The sequence below is a fragment of the Clavibacter sp. GW821-FHT01D01 genome (assembly GCF_059422605.1).
In genome coordinates this window covers 1-20202 of the sequence record NZ_JBWKXC010000014.1, presented here as the reverse complement: position 1 = coordinate 20202, position 20202 = coordinate 1, and the positions used below count along the sequence as shown (strand labels likewise).

Here is a 20202-nt window from a genome sequence, read left to right as displayed (position 1 = left end):
TCCGTCAATCCTACGTGCGGGGTCGCGGCCCGTTCCCCCGCACCGGATCAGCGGAAGCGGACGCGGGACGACCCGCGCCGGGTCGCCAGCGCCGCCTTCGCGGCATCGCGCACCACGCCGCCGCCGTAGCCGCGGCGCATCAGGAACGACGTCAGGCGCCGTTCGGCCGTCTCGTCGTCGTACGACGACAGCTGCCCGACGCGCTTCATGGCGACCTCGGTGGCCCGCGCCAGCTCGTCGTCCGGCTGCTCGGCCATGGCCTCCTCGATGACGAGCGGGTCGAGCTTGCGGCGGCGCATCTCCATCTCGACCGATCGTCGCCCGAGGCCCTTCCGGTCGAGGTGCGTATGCAGGATCTGCTCCGCCAGCGCGGCCTCGTCGATGTACTGCAGCGACACGTAGCGTGCGAGGGTCTCCTCGGCGATGTCCGGGTCGATCTCCGCCCCGTCGAGCACGTCCCGAGCCTCCGCGAGCGAGAGGCCCCGCCCTCGCAGCCGGTTGGCGAGGACGTTGTCGGCGCGACGACGCTGCCGTTCGGGCGTGCGCTCGGCCGCCCGCTCCTCCTCCGCCTCCGCCTCGCACCGCTCGTCCTCGACCCGCTGCTCCTCGAGCTGGATCATGTCCCGGCGGTACGCCTCGTCCTGCTCAGCGCGGGCGCGTGCGCGCTCCGCCCGCTCCTCCTCGGCTCGCCAGGCGGCGGGGATCTCCTCCGCGGCCGCCTCCGCGGGCGACGATGCCGGGGCGTCCCGGCCGTCGACGGCGTCGGAGGCGATGCCCGCCCCCGCGGCCGGCTCGGGGGCCGACGTGCCGCGCGAGGCCTGCGCCTCCGCCTCGGCGAGCACTCGGCGCGCCGCGGCGATGCGCTCCTGCGCCGCCAGGGCGCGACCGGCCTCGGATGCGTCGACGGCGGCACCGATGGTGACGATGCCGTCCACCTCGGTCACCGTGCGGCCGCGGGACGGGTGCGTCGACCCGTCACGCGCATCGGCCGTCCCGGCGACAGGGTCGGTCGGCTCGACCGGAGGGTCGGCCGGTTCGACGAGCGGCCGGGCGGCGGCCCTGCGCGAGCGACGGTCCGCGAGGGAGGCGACGGGGGCGACCTCATCGGGCCCGGGGCCCGTGCCCTGCTCGCCGGCGGAGGGGAATCTGACCATGGTGCGTCCGTCCTCGGGCGGCCGACCGTCGACGACGGGTCGGACCGGTGTCGTGCAGGTGCGGGAGGGCGGGGCGCGTCATGGTGACGCGCCCCGCCGTGGAGCGTCGGCTCAGGCGCTCTTGCGCGCGGACGCCTTGGGCGCGGCCGCGACGACGGGAGCCGGTGCGGCGTCGGCCGCAGCCGCATCCGCGTTCGGGTCCTTCACGAGGCCGAGCTTGACCTTGATCTTCTGCTCGATCTCGGCCGCGATGTCCGGGTTGTTGAGGAGGTGCTTGCGCGAGTTCTCCTTGCCCTGGCCGAGCTGGTCGCCGTCGTAGGTGTACCAGGCGCCGGACTTGCGGACGATCTCGTGCTCGACGCCGAAGTCGATGAGGCTGCCCTCGCGGGAGATGCCGGTGCCGTACAGGATGTCGAACTCGGCCTGCTTGAAGGGCGGCGCCATCTTGTTCTTGACGACCTTCACGCGCGTGCGGTTGCCGACCGCGTCGGTGCCGTCCTTCAGCGTCTCGATGCGCCGGATGTCGAGGCGGACCGAGGCGTAGAACTTGAGCGCCTTGCCACCCGCGGTGGTCTCCGGGCTGCCGAAGAAGACGCCGATCTTCTCGCGCAGCTGGTTGATGAAGATCATGGTGGTCTGGGTCTGGTTGAGCCCACCCGTGAGCTTGCGGAGGGCCTGCGACATGAGCCGCGCCTGGAGGCCGACGTGCGAGTCGCCCATCTCGCCCTCGATCTCGGCGCGCGGCACGAGCGCCGCGACCGAGTCGATGACGACGAGGTCGATGGACCCGGAGCGCACGAGCATGTCGGCGATCTCCAGGGCCTGCTCGCCCGTGTCGGGCTGGGACACGAGGAGCGCGTCGATGTCGACGCCGAGCTTCTTCGCGTACTCGGGGTCGAGAGCGTGCTCCGCGTCGATGAAGGCGGCGATGCCGCCGGCGCGCTGCGCGTTCGCGATGGCGTGCAGCGTGAGCGTGGTCTTCCCGGACGACTCGGGGCCGTAGATCTCGACGATGCGGCCGCGCGGCAGCCCGCCGATGCCGAGCGCCACGTCAAGGGCGACGGAGCCGGTGGGGATGACGGCGACCGGGGCCCGCTCGTCGCTGCCCAGGCGCATGACCGAGCCCTTGCCGAACTGCCGGTCGATCTGGGCGAGCGCGGTCTCTAGGGACTTCTCGCGGTCTGCGGATGATGCCATGGGGTGCTCCTCGTGTCGAAGGTGGGGTGCCTGCAGGCTGTCGCTCCGATCCCGCTGGCCGCGGGGTCCGGCGCCGACAAGGCGGCGGGTGATCTCCGCGAGGTGCACGTTATGCGGCGCCGCCGACATCCCTGCCGGAGGGGCCGGACCCGTGCAGTCCCGCTTCGAATCGCTCCTGTGGGGAGACTACGCGCGTTCGAAGGGATATTCGAACGACGCGCCGTGCGGCGCGCCGGGATCCCGACGCGGACCGGAGGCGGACGAAGCGCCCGTCGGGCTGGCGCGGGGCTCGAGCAGGACGGCGCCGCGGCGTCAGGTGCGGGGCTCGGGGAGTCCTGCGCCGTTCCAACGGGATCGGGGCACGTCCTGCGCGCGGCAGAGCGCCAGCCAGACCTCGCGGGCGGGGGTGCCGTCGCGCAGCGCCTGCGCCGACGTGCGGCCCCCGAGCTCGCCGAGCACCAGGTCCGCGACGAGCACCGGCCCGTAACCGGCTCCGAACTCGTCGGAGACGGCCCGCTGGAACTCGCTCAGTCGCATGCCGACAACGGTACCCGCTCGTCCCGGCACGACGACGCCCCGCCCGTCACGAGGACGGGCGGGGCGGGAGGGCGTGCGGTGGGCGGGGGCTCAGCGGGCGACGAGCCCGCTGTCGAAGCCGGCGACCAGGTCGTCCGGGATGGTGTCGGGGATGGGGTTGAGCGCCTCGATGACGGCGAGACGGTCGCCGACCTCGCGCATGATGACCGAGATGGGGGTGTCGAGCGCGTCGGCGACGGAGGCGAGGATCTCGCTCGACGCCTCCTTCTGACCCCGCTCGACCTCGCTGAGGTAGCCGAGCGCGACGCTCGCCTTGCTGGCGACCTGGCGGAGCGTGCGCCCCTTCTGCAGGCGGAAGTCCCGAAGGACGTCGCCGATCTCCTGACGGACTAGAACCACGGGACCCTCCTCGTTCTGCCTGGTGCCTGATCGAACCGGAGGTCCGGGGCGGATGCGAGAGCATCTGGCCGAGGACCAAGGCTAAGCACGGGCACTGGGCGTTGCTTGTGAACCTGCTTACGACAACGCGGGATGCGCATCAGATGTTCCCGTCGGGGTCGAGGGCGTCGACGAGTGCCGTGAGGGCCGCGCGGACGACGCCGGCGCGGACCGCCTGACGGTCCCCGTCGAGGTGCAGCGCGATGGCGCGGGAGTCGCCGTCGATGGACAGGCCGACGAAGGCCGTGCCCGGCCGCTGCCCGTCCTGGGGATCCGGACCCGCGGCGCCGGTCGTGGAGACGCCGACGTCGGCGGGGCGTCCGTCGATGGCGCACGCCTGGCGGACGCCGCGCGCCATCTGACGGGCGACGTCGGGGTGCACCGCCCCGTGGACCGCGAGGATGGAGGACTCGACGCCGAGGATGGTGCGCTTGAGCGCCGTGTCGTAGGACACGATGCCGCCCGACAGGGCCCGCGAGGCGCCGGGGACCCCCACGAGGGCCGCCGTGAGGAGGCCGCCCGTGAGCGATTCGGCCACCGCGAGGCGACGGCCGCTCGCGACGAGGGCGGCGATGACCCGCCCGGCGAGCTGCTCGTCGGTGGCGTCCGCCGACGCGTTCACGACGCCCGCTCCGCGCGCAGGGCCTGGCGCATGTAGTCGAGGCCGGAGAGGACGGTGAGCACCAGGGCGATGGACATGAGCACGGCGTTGACGACGTGCATGCCGTCCCCCATCACGTCCCACAGCGGGAGCAGCGCCACGCTGATGGCGACGGCCTGTGCGACGGTCTTCAGCTTGCCGCCCCGTGACGCCGCCACGACGCGGTCGCGGAGCACGGCGAAGCGGTATGCCGTGATGCCGAGCTCGCGCACGAGGATCACGATGGTCACCCACCAGGGGAGCTCGCCGAGCACGGAGAGCATCACGAGCGCGGCGCCCGTGAGCACCTTGTCGGCGATGGGGTCGAGCAGCTTCCCGAGGTCGGTGACCAGGTTGCGGCTCCGGGCGATGTGGCCGTCGATGCCGTCGGTCGCGATGGCGATCACGAACAGGGCGGCGGCCGCGTAGCGGAGCGGGCCGTCGGCGCCGTCGTCCGCCGCGAGCAGCACGACGAAGACGGGGGCCAGCAGGATCCGGGCGATGGTCAGGACGTTGGCGACGTTCCACGGGCTCGCGGGCGAGTCCCCCGCGCGCCAGACGCGGGGAGCGCCGGACGCGCCGGTCCGTGCTGCGTTCCCGTCGGCCATGGCGATCAGTCCCTGCCCGTCAGGCCCCAGGCGTCGTCGTCGCCCTCGGCCTCCACCTGCTCGTACGCGTCCAGGTCCTTGTGCAGCGGATCCGACGGGTAGCGGTCCGCGTCGTCCCCGTCGTCGGCAGCACCGGTGGCGGATGCGGAGGCGGCCGGTGCCGAGGCGGGCGCCGGTGCCGGCGTCTCCCCGCGCAGCGTCGCGAGGACGCCGGGGAGCTGCTCGGCCGAGACGAGCACGTCGCGCGCCTTCGACCCCTCGGACGGGCCGACGATCTCCCGCGCCTCGAGGAGGTCCATGAGGCGGCCGGCCTTGGCGAAGCCCACGCGGAGCTTGCGCTGCAGCATCGACGTGGATCCGAACTGCGTGCTGACGACGAGCTCGGCGGCCGCGAGCAGCACCTCGAGGTCGTCGCCGATGTCGGCGTCGATCTCCTTCCTCTCGGCGGCGACCGCGACGTCCTGCCGGTACTCGGGGCGGGCCTGGCGGGTGACGTGCTCCACCACCTTGGCGATCTCGGCCTCCTGCACCCACGCGCCCTGCACGCGGACGGCCTTGTTGGCGCCCATGGGGAGGAACAGGCCGTCGCCCTGTCCGATGAGCTTGTCCGCGCCGGGCTGGTCGAGGATGACGCGGGAGTCGGTCATGCTCGACACCGCGAAGGCGAGGCGCGACGGGACGTTCGCCTTGATGAGGCCCGTGACGACGTCGACGGACGGGCGCTGCGTCGCGAGCACGAGGTGGATGCCGGCCGCGCGGGCGAGCTGCGTGATGCGGACGATCGAGTCCTCGACGTCGCGCGGCGCGACCATCATGAGGTCGGCCAGCTCGTCCACCACCACGAGGAGGTAGGGGTAGGGGCGGAGCGTCCGCTCGCTGCCCTCCGGGAGGACGATGCTGCCGCCCGTCACGGCCTTGTTGAAGTCGTCGATGTGGCGGAAGCCGAAGCTGGCGAGGTCGTCGTACCTCATGTCCATCTCCTTCACCACCCACTGCAGCGCCTCGGCCGCCTTCTTCGGGTTGGTGATGATGGGCGTGATGAGGTGCGGGACGCCGGCGTAGATGGTGAGCTCCACGCGCTTGGGGTCGATGAGCACCATGCGCACGTCGCTCGGCTTCGCGCGCATGAGGAGCGAGGTGATCATGGAGTTCACGAAGCTCGACTTGCCGGAGCCCGTGGATCCGGCGACCAGGAGGTGGGGCATCTTCGCGAGGTTGGCGATGACGTAGCCGCCCTCGACGTCCTTGCCGACGCCGATGGTCATCGGGTGGGCGCTGTTCGTGGCGGCGGACGAGCGCAGCACGTCGCCGAGGGAGACGATCTCGCGGTCGGTGTTCGGGATCTCCACGCCGATGGCGCTGCGTCCCGGGATGGGCGAGAGGATGCGGACCTCGTTCGAGGCGACGGCATAGCTGATGTTCTTCGCGAGGGCCGTGACGCGCTCGACCTTGACCCCGGGGGCCAGCTCGAGCTCGTACCGCGTCACGGTGGGGCCGCGCGAGAAGCCCGTGACCGTCGCATCGACCTGGAAGTTGGTGAGGACCTCGGTGAGCGCGCGGACCACCTCGTCGTTGACGGAGGAGCGGGACTTGGCGGGCGTGCCCGGCGAGAGGGTGCTCGCGGCGGGCAGGCGGTACGGCGCCTGCGGGGCGTCCGACGCGCCCGTGACCGTGGCGGCCTCCGACCCGTCGTCCTCGAAGCCGGGGAGGACGGCGGGCTCGTCGTCGTCGCGGATGCCGGTGGGGTGCGCGGGGATGGTCGGGAGGATCGCCGTGGCCGCGGCGTCCACGACGGGGGCGTCGAGGTCGATCCGGCGGGTGGCGGCGTCGTCGCCCGCGAAGGCACCGGGCTCAGGGCGCGTCGAGTCCGGGTCCACCGTGCGGTCGATGACCGCGGTAGGAGCCTCGGCTGCCGGTCTGCGCGGCGGGCGCACCGGGTCGTCCTCGCCGTCGGATCCCGCGTGCGGCGCCAGGACCGGGCTGTCGAACGCCGGGGCGTCCTCGCGCTGGCTGCGGTTGCGGCGCCACCACGGCAGGCTGTCGGTGTCCACGGGGCCGTCGTCGTCGACGCCGTCCAGCTCCACCTGCTGGGTCGCACCGGACCTGCGGGCGGCGCGCTCGGCCGCGCGCTGCTCCTCGTCGACCGGCGGGGCGCCGAACAGGTACGAGTAGAGCTCGCGCAGGCGGACGCCGACGCGGTTCGGCGGCGTGCGCGTGATGATGAAGAGGGAGAGCACCAGGAGGATCCCGGCGACGATGCCCGCGCCGATGGACGTGATGAGCAGCGCCAGGGGCGCCGCCAGCACCCAGCCGAGCACTCCCCCGGCGCGAGCGAGGGCGAGCATGCCGTCGCGCGGATCCGGAGCCCCGTTGAACAGATGGCAGAGCGCGGCGATGGAGACGAGGAAGAGCGTCACGCCGACCCCGATGCGCCCGTTGTCGCTGACCGAGGAGGGGTGGCGGAACAGCCAGAGCGCCAGGAGGACCATGACGATGGGCAGCGCGAACGCCACCCGGCCGAAGAGCCCGCCGAACGTGTAGGCGTCGAACGCCATGGCCACGTCGTTGAGCGGGTTGAACCACTCGACGACGACCCCGGCGACGGCGAGCACCACGAGCAGGAAGGGGATGCCGTCGCGGCGCTCCTCCTTCGCGAGCTTCTCCGGTCCGAGGGCGCGGAACAGGGCGCCGGTGGCGTGGGCGAGCCCCATCCAGGCGGCGACGAGCGGCCCGCGGCGCTCCGGCTGCACGGGGTAGGCGACGGTCTGCTGCTTCGTCTCGGCGGCACGCCCCTTGCGCGGGGGCGTGGCACGCGGCGCGCCCGAGGAGGTCTTCCCGGCGCGGCTGGTCGACCTGGTGCTCGTAGCCATGCGTCCCACGTTATCCCGCACCGCCGTCCGCGACGGTCCGCCGGGCCGGGCGGGACGCTCCCCGCCCGGCCGCGGCATCAATACCGGATCGCGTCGATGACCGACACGCGGACGGCGACCAGCGCCGGCATCAGGCCCGCGATCGCGCCCACCGCGAGGGACGCGCCGAGGCCGAGCAGCGCCGCCGAGAGCGGGAACGGCGGGAACTCCGTGACGCCCGAGGCGACGAACGACAGGATCCACGGGTTCTTCACGATCGCGACGGCCGCCATGACGCCGACCACGCCCGCCGCCACCGTGGCGACGATGCTCTCCATCATCACCGCGAAGAAGACCCGGCCCGCGCTCGCGCCGAAGCTCCGGCGGACGCCGATCTCGCGGATCCGCTGCTTGACGGTCACCAGCGAGATGTTCACGAGCCCGAGCGCACCCAGCAGGAGCACGAGCCCCGCCACTCCCCCGACGAGGATCTTCAGCGACAGCAGCGGGTCGTAGTCGTAGGTCCCGTAGTCGTTCCGGTTCACGGACGCCTCCACGCCCTCGGGCGCGGAGGCCGCGACGTCGGACCGGATGGCCTCGGACAGGCCGTCGGCCTCGTCCTCCGGGACCCACAGCTCCATCTGCGGGCTCATGCCCGCCAGCGCGTCCGCGCCCATCATCCGCTCGGCGGTCGCGGACAGCACGTACATCGACGGCGGCTCCTGCTCGTACATGTCGGGGACGACGCCCACGACCACCGCCGTGCGCTCGCCCTGCTCGCCCCGCAGCACGACCGTGGGATGCGACGCGACGGCGGGCGAGCCCATGCCGGCCAGGAACGCGCGGTTGACGACGAGGGTCGGGGCGAGCAGGTCGGCGTCGCGGTCGCCGAACCACCGGCCGTCCACCACGTCGACGCGGCGCATCTGGCCGTAGTCGGGATCCACCACCGTGCCCTGCACCTCGGCGGTCCCGCCCGGGAGCTCGACCGACAGCGGCGCATAGCCGATCACGGTCGACCAGGTGATGCCGTAGCGGGCCGCGACGTCCGCGAGGAGCTCGCGCTGGTCGTCGTACGGCATCCCCTGCCCCGTCTCCGAGTACATGGACACGGAGAGGGAGGCCGGTCGCCCGGACTGCCGCTCGAACTGCTCCGTCTGCGCCTGCTGCACGACCGCGCCGAGCCCGACGACGGACGTGATCGCCGCCACCGCGACCGCGACGCCGATGAGGGAGAGGAGGACGCGCGTGCGGTGGATCCGCAGCTCCGCCCACGCCTCGACGACCGCGCCGACGAGGCCCGTGCCCGTCCGCGCCAGCCACCCGCTCACGCGACGGCCTCGCGGACGAGGACCTCGGACGGGGCGAGCACGCCGGCCTCCAGCCGGTGGTGCCGGTCGGCGCGGGCGGCGACCGTCGGGTCGTGCGTGATGGTGACGAGGGCCGCGCCGGACGCGTGCGCGACCTCGGCGAGCAGGGTCATCACGGTGGCGCCCGTCTCGATGTCGAGGGCGCCCGTGGGCTCGTCGGCGAGGATCAGCCGCGGCGACCGGACGAGCGCGCGGGCGATGGCCACGCGCTGCTGCTCGCCCCCGGAGAGGGTCTCGGGCATGGAGTCGATCCGGTGGCCGAGGCCCACGCGCTCCAGCATGTCGGCCGCGATGGACGCCCGACGCCAGAAGGTGCGGCCGGTGGAGTACAGCAGCGGCGTCATCACGTTCTCCCGCGCCGTGCGTCCCTGCAGCAGGTTGAACTGCTGGAAGATGAAGCCGATGTCGCCGCCGCGCGCCCGGTCGCGCCGGGAGCCGGAGACCCGGGCCATCGGCACGTCGTCGAGGAGCACCTCGCCCGTGGTCGGGGTGTCCAGCAGCCCGAGGATGTTGAGCAGGGTCGACTTGCCGGAACCGGAGCGCCCGACGATGGAGACGTGGTCGCCCACGGAGACGTCGAGGTCGACGCCGTGCAGGATCGTCAACGGCTCGTCGTCGGGGCGGAGGACCGTGCGGGTGACCTGCTCGAGCCGGATGAGGCTCATCCGCCGTACCCGCCCTGCATGGTCATCGGGTCGACCTCCGGTGCCGGGGCGCCGGGCACGAACTCGAGCACCATGTCGCCCTCGGAGAGCCCCGAGGTGATCTGCACGACCTTCCCGTCGCTGATGCCGAGGCCGACGGCGCGCTCCTCCGGCTCCCCGGTCTCCGACGCCAACCAGACGTTGCCGGTGTCGGCGAGGCCCTCGACGGCGGTGGTCGGGAGCGTCAGCACGTCGGCCGCCTCGCCCGCGGGGATCGTGATCTCGGCCGTGAGTCCCGGGAAGACGCGGGCGTCCGCGGGGATGGCGCAGGACACGGTCGCGCCCGTGGAGGCCGGCTCCGCTCCCCCGGTCGACCCGGCGTCATCGCCGGACGGCGTGCCGCCGCCACCCGAGGACTGCTGGCCGATGCGGAGGTCCGAGCACTCGAACGGCGCGGGACCGGACGTGATGGCGACCTCCGCGGTCGTGGGCTGCGTGACCAGCCGGTACTGCTCCTCGGCGGTGAGCGGCGCGGTGGCGCGGAAGGTCGGCGGCGAGATGCGGCCGACGGCATCGCCCACGGACACCTCCTGGCCGACGAGGACGCCGAGCTCCGCGAGCGAGCCCGCGGTGGAGGCGGTGACGGTCTCGGTCACGACCTTCGGCTTCGACTGCGTGACCGTGCCGTCGGCGGCGACCACGGGGTCCACCGGCGTCTCCTGGCGGATGACGAGCACGGGATCGCCCGCGGCGACGGTCGCGCCCTGGCCGGCGACGAGCTTGGAGACCTTCCCCTGCAGGGTCGCCTTGACCGTCACGTCCGGGTCCGGCTGGATGCTGCCCTCCACCGTCACGTCGTTCACCACCGTCGCGAGGGTCGCCGGCACCTGCGACTCGACCACGGAGCCCGTGGGCACCTCGGCGACCTCCTCGGTCGCCGTCCCGAAGAACGCCATGCGCACGAGGGCCACCGCGATGGCGGCCAGCACGACGAGCCTCGTGATCGGGAGGATCCATCTCCGCCAGACGCCCACAGCCGCTCCTTCCCCGGCGGTCCCCAGCGGCCCGTCCGGTCGCCTCCGACGCTAGGGCCGGGGACCGGCGCGGCGGGTCGTCCGCGGGGATGAGATGCGCGTGCCGTCGGGGGGCCGCACGACGGAGGGGACGGGGTCTCCCCCGCCCCCTCCGGACGTCCTGTCAGCCGTGCCGTGACGGCACCGGGCTAGGCCTCGATGACCACCGGGATGATCATCGGCCGACGGCGGTGCGACGAGTTGACCCACCGGCCGACCGTGCGGCGCACGACCTGGGAGTAGGCGTGGGTGTCGCGCGTGCCGTTCGCGGCGGCCTCCGCGAGGGCCCGGACGACCAGCGGCTTGACGCTGTCGAAGACCTTCGAGTCCTCGGCGAAGCCACGGGCCTCGATCTCCGGACCGACGATGACCTTGCCGGTCTGCGGCTCGACGACGGCGAAGATCGTGACGAAGCCCTCCTCGGAGAGGATGCGGCGGTCCTTGAGGTCGGCGTCGGTGATCTCGCCGACCGTGGAGCCGTCGACGTAGACGTAGCCGATGTCGAGCTGACCCGTGACGCGCACGTGGCCGTCCTTCATGTCGAGCACCGTGCCGTCCTCCGCGAGGAACGTGTTGCGCTCCGGCACGCCCGTCTGGATCGCCAGCTGCTGGTTCGCGACCAGGTGACGGTACTCGCCGTGGACGGGAAGGACGTTGCGGGGCTTCAGGATGTTGTAGCAGTAGAGCAGCTCGCCCGCGGCCGCGTGGCCCGAGACGTGGACCTTGGCGTTGGCCTTGTGCACGACGTTGGCGCCGAGCTTCGTGAGCCCGTTGATGATGCGGTACACGGCGTTCTCGTTGCCGGGGATGAGGCTCGACGCGAGGATGACGGTGTCGTCCTGGCCGATCTCGATCTGGTGCTCCGAGTTCACCATGCGGCTGAGCACGGCCATCGGCTCGCCCTGGGACCCCGTGCTCATGTACACGATCTCGTCGTCCCGCAGGTTGACGGCCTTCTTGGAGTCGATGAGGACCCCGTCCGGCACCTTCAGGTAGCCGAGGTCGGCCGCGATGGTCATGTTGCGGATCATCGACCGGCCGATGAAGGCGACGCGGCGCCCGTTCGCGGCGGCCGCGTCCAGCACCTGCTGCACGCGGTGGACGTGGCTGGAGAAGCTCGCGACGATGACGCGGCGCGGCGCCTTCGAGATGACGGCCTCGAGCACCGGGCCGATGGAGCGCTCCGTGAGCGTGAACCCGGGCACGTCGGCGTTCGTGGAGTCCGACATGAACAGGTCGATGCCGGCCTCGCCGAGCCGGGCGAACGCGCGGAGGTCCGTGATGCGGTCGTCGAGCGGCAGCTGGTCCATCTTGAAGTCGCCGGTGTGCAGGACGCTGCCGGCCTCCGTCTTGATGGCGACCGCCAGCGCGTCCGGGATGGAGTGGTTGACGGCCACGAACTCGAGCTCGAACGGCCCGAGGCGCTCGCGGTCGCCCTCCTTCACCTGGAACGTGTACGGCTTGATCCGGTGCTCCTTGAGCTTCGCCTCGATGAGGGCGAGCGTGAGGCCGGAGCCGATCAGCGGGATGTCCTGCTTCAGCTTGAGGAGGTACGGCACGGCGCCGATGTGGTCCTCGTGGCCGTGCGTGAGGACGATGCCGACGACGTCGTCCAGGCGGTCCGCGATGGAGCTGAAGTCGGGGAGGATCAGGTCGACGCCGGGCTGGTGCTCCTCGGGGAAGAGCACGCCGCAGTCGACGACGAGGATCTTGCCGTCGATCTCGAACGTGGTCATGTTGCGCCCGATCTCGCCCAGGCCGCCGATGGGCGTGATGCGCAGGGTGCCGGGCTTGAGAGCGGGAGGATCGTAGATGGTCCGGGGCATGGGGCTCCTAGGTGACGGTGCGGCCCGGGGGCCGGCTGCGGGGAGATGCGGGCGCGCGTCAGCGCGTGGTGCCGGCGACCTGGGGCAGGGCTCCGCCGGCGGCCGCGTTGCGATCGGGGCGGAAGTTGCGGAAGTCGACGCCGGGGACGTCGCGGACGAGGTCGATCTCGTCCTCGATCTGGGCGGCCTCCCACTCCTCCGGCCCGACGAGGGGCAGGCGGACGCGGGGGCTGCCGATGCGGCCGAGGCCGTGGAGGATGTACTTCGCCGCGACCGTGCCGGGCACGTGGGTCATGACCGCGCGGACGAGCGGCTCGAGCTGCTGGTGGGCGTGCGTGGCGGCGCGCAGGTCGCCCGCGTTCACGGCGTCGACCATGGTGCGGTACGGCGTGGCCGTGATGTTCGCGGTGACGCCGATGAGCCCGGTGCCGCCGATGGCGAGCGTGGGGAGCGCGTTCGCGTCGTCGCCCGCGAAGTACATGAGGCCGGTCTGGTTGAGCACGCGGCTCGCCTGCGCGAGGTCGCCCTTGGCGTCCTTCACCGCGAGGATGTTCGGGTGCTTCGCCGCCCGCAGGATGGTCTCGTACTGGATGGGGATGCCGGTGCGGCCGGGGATGTCGTACAGGATGACGGGCAGGTCCGTGGCGTCCGCGATCATCCGGAAGTGCGTGAGCACGCCCGCCTGCGTGGGCTTGTTGTAGTACGGCGTGACGATCATGTTGCCGTCGGCGCCGGCCTTCTCGCTCTGGCGGGCCAGCTGCATGGCGTGCGCGGTCTCGTTGGAGCCACCGCCCGTGATGATCTTGGCGCGGCCCGCGCTCACCGACCGGCCCACCTCGACGAGCTTGATCTTCTCCGGGTCGGTCAGCGTGCTGGTCTCGCCCGTGGTGCCCGTGACGACGATGCCGTCCGCGCCCGCGACGATGACGTCGTCCATGTGCTTCTCGACGGCCGCCCAGTCCACCTCGCCGTCGGCCGTGAACGGGGTGACGAGCGCCACCAGGACCTGGCCGAAGGGGTTCTCTGAGGACACGGCTCCCATCGTAACGCTCGGACCGCGCGCGGACGGGAGCGGGATCCGCGCCCCGTCGCCCCTGACGGGCCCGACCCGCCCCCGGACGGGGGATGCCGGAACGGCCCGCACGGGAGCATCCTGCGCGTGAGGACGACGGAGTCCTCGAGAAGGCGGTGGACCATGACCCTCACGGCACGGAGCAGGCGCACGCCCGCTCTGGCCCTCACCCTGGCGCTCGTCACCGGGGTCTCGCTCGTCGGCGCATCGCCGGCCATCGCCGCGCCCGGTGCGCCGCCGTCCCGCGTCGCGGCGGACCCGGTCGCCGCGCTCCCCGCCCCCGTCGTGAACATCGGCGGGGAGGTCACGGACATCCCCGAGATCGAGGTCTACGTCGGGCTCGACCTCGGGGAGCTCGTGGTCGACGAGCCCCGCTTCGAGTACCGGCTGGACGGCCAGGGCCCCTGGACGACCGCCCACACGGGCCCGCTCGATTCCGCCGTGATCCGCATCCCGGCCCCGGCCGGACCGCACGTCATCTCCTTCCGGGCCGCCGGCGTGATCGACGGCGTCCCCGTCATCGGCGCCGCGTCCGCGCCCGTGGACGTCCGCTCGCTGGGGTACCCCACGCGGTACGACCCGGTCATCACGGTCGACGGGCCCCGGATCACCCTCGCCTGGGACGTGCGCGGGTACCTCGCCGGCTGGCCGGAGGAGCGTTCGGTCGTCTACGCGTTCGGCGACGACCCGTACACCTTCGCCGACGCCGTGGGATCGACCACCGTCGACGTCGGCTACGACCGCACGGTCCGCTTCCTGTTCTGGCACGGGCCCAACGTCGACGTGGCCCGGTACGTGTACCTGGATCTCGCCACCGGCAGCGCGCCCGGGACGCCGTCGTTCACCTCCGCGCCGACCCCGACCGTCGTCGGCCGGGCGGTCGCGGGGAGCACCCTGTCCGTCCGGACCGGTACGTGGCGTCCCGGCCCGGTCGCGCTCGCCTACCAGTGGTACCGCGACGGCCAGCGGATCTCCGGCGCCTCGGGACCGACCTACGAGGTCGACGCGCGCTTCGACGGCGGCAAGCGCATCACCGTCGGCGTCCGGGGCAGCGCACCGGGCCGCGCCTCTCTCGAGCGCGTCTCGGCCCCGACGCCGCGCGTCGCGATGCCCGTCATCTCCCCGGGCGTGCCGGCGATCGGCGGGCTCCCGCTCGTCGGACGGCAGCTCACCGTGCGGACCGGGTTCTGGCGCCCGGCGCCCATCTGGCTGACCTACCAGTGGCTGCGCGACGGGGTGGTCATCCCGGGCGCCGAGGCACCCGCGTACACGCCCGTCGCCGCCGACCGCGGGCGGCTCCTCGCGGTGCGGGTGACGGGAGAGCGGTACCCCTACCCCACCGTCTCGCGGACCAGCGTCGCGGTGCGCGTGGGGTGACGGCGCGCACGGCCGCGTCGCGCACTACGGCGCGACGCGGCCGTTCTTCTGGAAGGCCGCGTGGGTGAGGGGCATGAGCCGCTCGAACTCGGCCTCCATGCGCTCCGCGCACATCTCGATCTCCCGCTGCGGGAAGCTCGGGAACGTCGAGTCCTCGTGCTTGGTGCGCAGGGACAGGAAGTTCATGAGGGCGCGGGCGTTGAGGGTGACGTACATCGACGAGTAGATGTTGAGCGGGAGCACGATGCGGGCCACCTCGCGGGCGACGCCCTGCTCGAGCATGCGCTGGTAGGAGGCGTAGGCCTCGGCGGACGTGCGCCGGGTCTCCTCCTGCACGAGCGCGGTCTGCTCCGGGCTCCCGGCGTGGAACTCGTACGCGCCGGGCTTGCCGACCTGCACGAGGTTGCGCTCCGGGCCCGGGACGTAGAAGACGGCGTCGAGCTCCTTGTAGCGGCCCGACTCCTCGTTGTAGGACGCCATGCGGTGGCGCATGAACTCGCGGAACACGAAGATCGGCGCCTGGACGTAGAAGGTCATCGAGTTGTGCTCGAAGGGCGATCCGTGACGGTCGCGCATGAGGTAGTTGATGAGGCCGCGGTCGCGCTTCACCCGCTTCTCCTCCGCCTCCGTGTCGACGTCGCCCTCCAGGGCGCGGTCCTGCGCGTCGGGCTCGTCGAGGGCGCGCTCGAGGGTCTTCTCGCCGGCGGTGGAGACGCGGGCGGCGAAGATCACGTCGGAGTCGTGGGCGCTCGAGCGGACGAGCTCCACGGTCATGTCGGATCGGAAGGCGATGTCGTCGTGGGGCACGACGTCACTGTACGCGACCGTCCGACGCCGGGAGCCCGGCGGGCCCGGCGCTCCGCGGCCGTTCCCCGGCGTCCTCGCGGGGCCGCGTCCTAGGCTGATGGGCACCGACGAAGGGCTCGACCATGTCCGACAGCACCGCATCCCCCGCACCGCTCACCGTCCTCATCTCCGGCGCCGGCGGCACGATCGGCACCGAGCTGCAGGCGCAGCTGGAGTCCGCCGGCCACCGGGTGCAGCGGCTCGTGCGCCACCCGGCGTCGTCACCCGACGAGCACGAGTGGGAGCCGTCCGCGGGACGGCTGGATCCCGCGGTGCTCGACGGGGTCGACGCCGTGGTGAACCTGTCGGGAGCCTCCATCAGCCGGCTCCCGTGGACGAAGCCGTACCAGGAGGAGATCCGGTCGTCGCGCGTGACGGCCACGCGGACCATCGTCGGAGCGCTCGCCACCGCGGCGCACCCGCCCCGGGTGCTGCTCAACGGATCCGCGGTGGGCTTCTACGGCGACCGGCCGGCCGAGCGCCTCACGGAGGACTCCCCGCGCGGGACGGGCTTCCTCGCCGAGGTCGTGGAGGCGTGGGAGGCCGAGGCGTTCCAGGCCTCCGCCGACGTCCGCGTGGCGACGCTCCGCACCGGGCTGGTGCTCGCCGAGGCCGGGGCCCTCGCACCGCTGCGCCTCCTCACGAACCTCGGCCTGGCCGGGCGCCTCGGCACGGGCGGGCAGGTGTGGCCGTGGATCTCGCTCCGCGACGAGGCCGCCGCCATCGTCCACCTCCTGACCTCGTCCGTCTCCGGACCCGTGAACCTCACCGGCCCCGAGCCCGTCATGGCCGACCGGCTCATGCGGCACCTGGCGAAGCGCATGCACCGGCCCTACCTGATCCCCGCGCCGGAGTTCCTCATCCGGCTCGCGCTGCAGGACGCCGGTCAGGAGCTGCTGCTGTCCAGCCAGCCCGCGCGACCCGGGAAGCTCCTCGCGGACGGGTTCGCCTTCCGCGACCCCACGGTGGAGCTCGCCATCGACCGCCTGCTCGCGAAGGGGTAGCGGCCCGCACTTCGGCGACGATGCCATCGGCGCGGGGGCAAGGGCGGGGGCGGGGCGGTCCACCCTTCGTGCGTCGTGGTGCCGATGCCGTCGCGGGCGGCGCTCAGGCGGCGGGCTCGGCGCCGTGCAGCGCGATCGCCTGGCGGATGGCTCCGCGGGCGCGGCGGCGGTCGCCGCTCGCGTCGTAGGCGAGGCCCAGCCGGAACCAGGCGCGCCAGCTGTCGGGATCCTGCTCCACCTCGGCCTGGTACCGGGGGAACGTGGCGTCCGCCGCCTCGCGGATCGGCCGCCCGCTCGCGCGCGTCGGGAGGTCGTCCTCGGGCAGGCCGCCCTCCTCGTCGAGGATCCGCACGAGGCGCGCGCTGCGCGTGCCGAACAGGAGCTCCCGGACGAGCGCCCAGACGCCGAGCACCGGGAGGATGACGAGGCCGAGGCCGAGCGCGACGCCCACGGGCTCGCTGGAGATCACGAGCAGCACGGCGCGCTGGCCGAGCACCGCCAGGTACAGCACCATGAGCACGGCCATGAGGCCCACGCCGATGCGGGTGCCCATCAGGCGCTCGTGACGGTGGCGGCCTGACCGCTCGGACCCCCGTCGTCCACGGGGCCCGCGGACGCTGCGGCCGAGGCCTGCTGGGACGCGCGCTCGCGCGATCCGTCGAGGTCGATGAGCCGGTCGAGCCCGACCACGACGCCCCGCGCCGTGCGGGTCTCGCGGAGCGCGAGCAGGATGCCCGCCTCGTAGGCGCTCGGCGCCAGGGTGTCGTGGCTGATGGTGAGGACCTCGCCGTTGCCGCCGAAGACGACGTCCTGCTTGGCGACGACGCCCTGCATCCGCAGGCTGTGCACGGGGATGCTCGCGACCTGCTGGCCCCGCGCGCGCTGGTCGGTGTGCGGCGCCTGCACGGGCCCCCGCGTTCCGCGCGCCTGCGACATGAGCTCGGCGGTGCGGACCGCGGTGCCCGAGGGAGAGTCGATCTTGGAGGCGCCGTGCGCCTCGACGATCTCGATGGAGTCGTAGAACCGGGCGGCCATCTGCGCGAACGAGGTCGCGAGGACGCTGCCGACGGAGAAGTTCGGGATGATGACGACGCCGACGGCGAGGTTGCCCGTGATCCGCCGCTCCAGGGCCTGGATGCGCTCGCCCGTCCAGCCGCTCGTGCCGACGAGGACGTTCATGCCGTGCGCGACCGCGTACTCGACGACGCCCTGGCTGACCGCCGGGAGCGTCACGTCGACGGCGATGTCGGCGCCGAGCATGTCCGACAGCTCGTCCTTGGAGTCGAGGCTCGCGACGAGCTCGAACTCCGTGCTCGCCTCGACGATCTGGGAGATCAGCTGGCCCATGCGGCCCGTAGCGCCGACGACGGCGACCGTGGTTGTCATCCGCCCAGCGTACCGGCGCGTCTCCGCGCGGTGCGGGTCGGCCCGGCGCTCCGCGGCGCTAGTACGGCTGCTGCTCGGGGAGCCCGGTGCGCAGCTCGACGGGCAGGTGGCCGAGGTCGTTGTGCACGACGAGCACCGGCGGCTTCGCCGAGCGCACGCGGATGATGGTGAGTCCGCAGTTGGCCTGGTTGATGCCCATCCACCGCCAGTCGGGGGCGTCGAAGACGTGCCGCACGAACCAGGCGATGACGAAGTTGTGGGTGATGAGCAGGTCGTGGCGGTCGCCGCGCGCGGGTGCGAGGAACTCGCTCACCGCATCGGCCATCTGCGCGCTGCCCGCGTCGATCTCCTCCTCGGTGATGCCGCCGAAGAACGACTCGAACGCGTGCGGCATGTCCGGCACCGGACCCGACGGGATGCAGTCGAACAGCAGCGAGGACGGCTCGGGCTCGATCGCCGGCATGCGCTCCGCCATGATGGCGGCCGTCTCCTCGGCGCGCGCGAGCGGCGAGTGGCGGACGGAGGTGAACGGGACCCCGCTCAGCCGGTCGGCGATGCAGTGCGCCTGGCGCTTGCCGCGGCCCGAGAGCGGGCCGTCGGGAAGGCCGTGCTCGGCATCCTGCTGCTCGCCGTGGCGGACGAGGTAGATGTAGTGGGACACGGTTCCTCCTACGGGAGCGAGGTGGTCTCGAGCAGCGGCGCGAACGCGTCGGCGCCGACGGTGCCCACAGCGGCGATCGAGAGCGGACGGGACACGAGGTCAGCGGCGAGGGCGCGGACGTCCTCCGCGGTGACCCGGGACAGGCGGACGAGGGTCTCGTCGAGGTCGACGTACTCGCCCGTGGTGATCTCGGAGCGGCCGAGGCGCGACATGCGCGTGTCCGAGTCCTCGAGGGCGAGGGCCGACTGGCCGGAGAGCTGGCCGAACGCGCGGGACAGCTCCTCCTCGGTGACGTGCTCCTCGGCGAGCTTCCGGAACTCGTCGAGCATGAGGCGGGAGACCTGCGCCGTCTTGGCCGCCGTGCATCCGGCGTAGAGGCCGAAGACGCCCGCGTCGGAGTAGGAGGCGCCGAACGAGTAGACGGAGTACGCGAGGCCGCGCTTCTCCCGCACCTCCTGGAACAGGCGCGACGACATCCCGCCGCCGAGCACCGAGTTGAGCATGGCGAGGGCCGGACGCCGGTCGTCGGAGGCGGCGAGGCCGGGGACGCCGAGCAGGATGTTGGTCTGCTCGATGGGGCGGTCGACGACGACCAGCTCGCTGCCGCGCGTGATGACCCCTGCGGCGCCCGTGCGCCGGGCGACGGGAGCCGCCGGGACGCCGAGGTCCCAGCCGGCGCGCTCGAGACCCGCGGTGACGCGGGAGACGAGGGCGTCGTGGTCCACGGCTCCGGCTGCCGTGATGACGAGGTCCTGCGGGCGGTAGTTGCGGCGGTAGTGGGCGACCACGGCGTCGCGCTCGGCGGCCTCGATGTCGGCCGGGCTGCCGCCGATGGGACGGCCCAGAGGATGCTCGCCCAGCACGGCCTCGAAGAAGCGCTCGCTCGTGACGTCGCCCGGGTCGTCGTCCGCCATGGCGAGCTCCTCCAGGATGACGCCGCGCTCGGTCTCGAACTCCTCGGCGTCGATGAGGCTGGAGGTGACCATGTCGGCCAGCACGTCCACGGCCATGCCGAGGTCGCGGTCCTGCACCTTCGCGTAGTAGCAGGTGTACTCCTTGGCCGTGACGGCGTTGTGCTCGCCGCCGACCGCGTCGAAGGACACCGCGATGTCGAGGGCCGTGCGCGACGGCGTGCCCTTGAAGAGCAGGTGCTCGAGGAAGTGGGTGGATCCGAGGTCGCCCGGCTGCTCGTCGCGGGAGCCGACCGCGACCCACATGCCGATCGTGGCGCTGCGGCTGCCGGGCACGTCCTCGCTGAGGATGCGCACGCCGGACGGGAGGACCGAGCGTCGGACGCGGGCACCGCCCGCCGACTGCACGGTGAGCTCGGGGAGGTCGAGGGGGAGTTCTACGGCGCGGGACATCAGCGTCACCCTACGCCACGGGCCTGGTGCGCGATCGGGGTCGCCGCGCGGTGCGAGGGCACGAGCCGGTCAGCATCCCGGTCCGGCGTGGCGGGTCCCGCACGGCCCGGGCACCAGGACCGTGGACCCCTGCAGGACATGGATCGTCACCGGCCC

The 20202-nt window shown here is 72.9% G+C and carries 19 protein-coding genes; 2 read left to right on the top strand and 17 right to left on the bottom strand.

From position 1 onward, the window contains the following. Window positions 1–47 precede the first annotated feature (47 nt). From AC07VC_RS14920 to dapA, 12 genes are all read right to left on the bottom strand, one after another. Complete coding sequence (locus tag AC07VC_RS14920) at window positions 48–1154, bottom strand: regulatory protein RecX (RefSeq protein WP_494676144.1); 1107 nt, start codon at window positions 1152–1154, stop codon at window positions 48–50. A gap of 111 nt (window positions 1155–1265) precedes the next feature. Continuing rightward, window positions 1266–2351, bottom strand: a complete 1086-nt coding sequence (gene recA / locus AC07VC_RS14915) for a recombinase RecA (RefSeq protein ID WP_094116179.1) — start codon at window positions 2349–2351, stop codon at window positions 1266–1268. 312 nt (window positions 2352–2663) lie between these two features. Further along, window positions 2664–2888, bottom strand: a complete 225-nt coding sequence (locus AC07VC_RS14910; protein ID WP_494676145.1) for a DUF3046 domain-containing protein — start codon at window positions 2886–2888, stop codon at window positions 2664–2666. Between the two features lie 90 nt (window positions 2889–2978). Then, a complete protein-coding gene (locus tag AC07VC_RS14905; protein WP_317228835.1) occupies window positions 2979–3287 on the bottom strand; it encodes a helix-turn-helix domain-containing protein in 309 nt (102 codons plus the stop codon). Between the two features lie 139 nt (window positions 3288–3426). Next, complete coding sequence (locus tag AC07VC_RS14900; RefSeq protein ID WP_494676146.1) at window positions 3427–3948, bottom strand: CinA family protein; 522 nt, start codon at window positions 3946–3948, stop codon at window positions 3427–3429. Beyond that, window positions 3945–4574, bottom strand: coding sequence for a CDP-diacylglycerol--glycerol-3-phosphate 3-phosphatidyltransferase (gene pgsA, locus AC07VC_RS14895; protein ID WP_317228837.1), 630 nt, complete (start codon window positions 4572–4574; stop codon window positions 3945–3947). Before pgsA ends, AC07VC_RS14900 begins: the two co-directional genes overlap by 4 nt. 5 nt (window positions 4575–4579) lie before the next feature. Continuing rightward, the gene (locus AC07VC_RS14890; protein ID WP_494676147.1) at window positions 4580–7444 is read right to left on the bottom strand and encodes an FtsK/SpoIIIE family DNA translocase; all 2865 of its coding nucleotides are present in this window, start codon (window positions 7442–7444) and stop codon (window positions 4580–4582) included. Window positions 7445–7521: 77 nt separating this feature from the next. Next, the gene (locus AC07VC_RS14885; protein WP_494676148.1) at window positions 7522–8754 is read right to left on the bottom strand and encodes an ABC transporter permease; all 1233 of its coding nucleotides are present in this window, start codon (window positions 8752–8754) and stop codon (window positions 7522–7524) included. Further along, window positions 8751–9458, bottom strand: a complete 708-nt coding sequence (locus tag AC07VC_RS14880; protein ID WP_494676149.1) for an ABC transporter ATP-binding protein — start codon at window positions 9456–9458, stop codon at window positions 8751–8753. Before AC07VC_RS14880 ends, AC07VC_RS14885 begins: the two co-directional genes overlap by 4 nt. Next, complete coding sequence (locus AC07VC_RS14875; RefSeq protein WP_494676150.1) at window positions 9455–10471, bottom strand: permuted SH3 domain-containing protein; 1017 nt, start codon at window positions 10469–10471, stop codon at window positions 9455–9457. The genes AC07VC_RS14880 and AC07VC_RS14875 overlap by 4 nt, the downstream gene beginning before the upstream one ends. A gap of 188 nt (window positions 10472–10659) precedes the next feature. Next, window positions 10660–12336, bottom strand: coding sequence for a ribonuclease J (locus AC07VC_RS14870; protein ID WP_494676151.1), 1677 nt, complete (start codon window positions 12334–12336; stop codon window positions 10660–10662). Window positions 12337–12394: 58 nt separating this feature from the next. After that, entirely contained in the window at window positions 12395–13378 is a 984-nt protein-coding gene (gene dapA, locus AC07VC_RS14865) for a 4-hydroxy-tetrahydrodipicolinate synthase (RefSeq protein WP_104289759.1), read from the bottom strand. 153 nt (window positions 13379–13531) lie between these two features. Between dapA and AC07VC_RS14860 the strand changes: the two genes are divergently transcribed. Then, complete coding sequence (locus tag AC07VC_RS14860) at window positions 13532–14785, top strand: hypothetical protein (RefSeq protein WP_494676152.1); 1254 nt, start codon at window positions 13532–13534, stop codon at window positions 14783–14785. 24 nt (window positions 14786–14809) lie between these two features. On the opposite strand, the gene thyX is transcribed toward AC07VC_RS14860, so the two are convergent. After that, window positions 14810–15559, bottom strand: a complete 750-nt coding sequence (gene thyX, locus AC07VC_RS14855; RefSeq protein WP_494676577.1) for an FAD-dependent thymidylate synthase — start codon at window positions 15557–15559, stop codon at window positions 14810–14812. Window positions 15560–15714: 155 nt separating this feature from the next. On the opposite strand from thyX, the gene AC07VC_RS14850 reads away from it, so the two are divergent. Then, window positions 15715–16635, top strand: a complete 921-nt coding sequence (locus AC07VC_RS14850) for a TIGR01777 family oxidoreductase (protein WP_317228844.1) — start codon at window positions 15715–15717, stop codon at window positions 16633–16635. Window positions 16636–16738: 103 nt separating this feature from the next. Here the strand turns inward: AC07VC_RS14850 and AC07VC_RS14845 are convergent, their stop codons facing one another. From AC07VC_RS14845 to AC07VC_RS14830, 4 genes are read right to left on the bottom strand one after another with little or no spacing between them, the layout of a single operon-like run. Continuing rightward, complete coding sequence (locus AC07VC_RS14845; RefSeq protein WP_494676153.1) at window positions 16739–17188, bottom strand: tetratricopeptide repeat protein; 450 nt, start codon at window positions 17186–17188, stop codon at window positions 16739–16741. Further along, window positions 17188–18021, bottom strand: coding sequence for a 4-hydroxy-tetrahydrodipicolinate reductase (dapB, locus tag AC07VC_RS14840; protein ID WP_317228846.1), 834 nt, complete (start codon window positions 18019–18021; stop codon window positions 17188–17190). The genes AC07VC_RS14845 and dapB overlap by 1 nt, the downstream gene beginning before the upstream one ends. 58 nt (window positions 18022–18079) lie before the next feature. Beyond that, window positions 18080–18682: a histidine phosphatase family protein gene (locus AC07VC_RS14835; RefSeq protein WP_104289755.1), complete on the bottom strand. Its 603-nt coding sequence runs from the start codon at window positions 18680–18682 to the stop codon at window positions 18080–18082. A gap of 8 nt (window positions 18683–18690) precedes the next feature. Continuing rightward, on the bottom strand, window positions 18691–20046 hold the full coding sequence (locus tag AC07VC_RS14830; protein ID WP_317228847.1) for a M16 family metallopeptidase: 1356 nt from the start codon (window positions 20044–20046) through the stop codon (window positions 18691–18693). Window positions 20047–20202 lie beyond the last annotated feature (156 nt).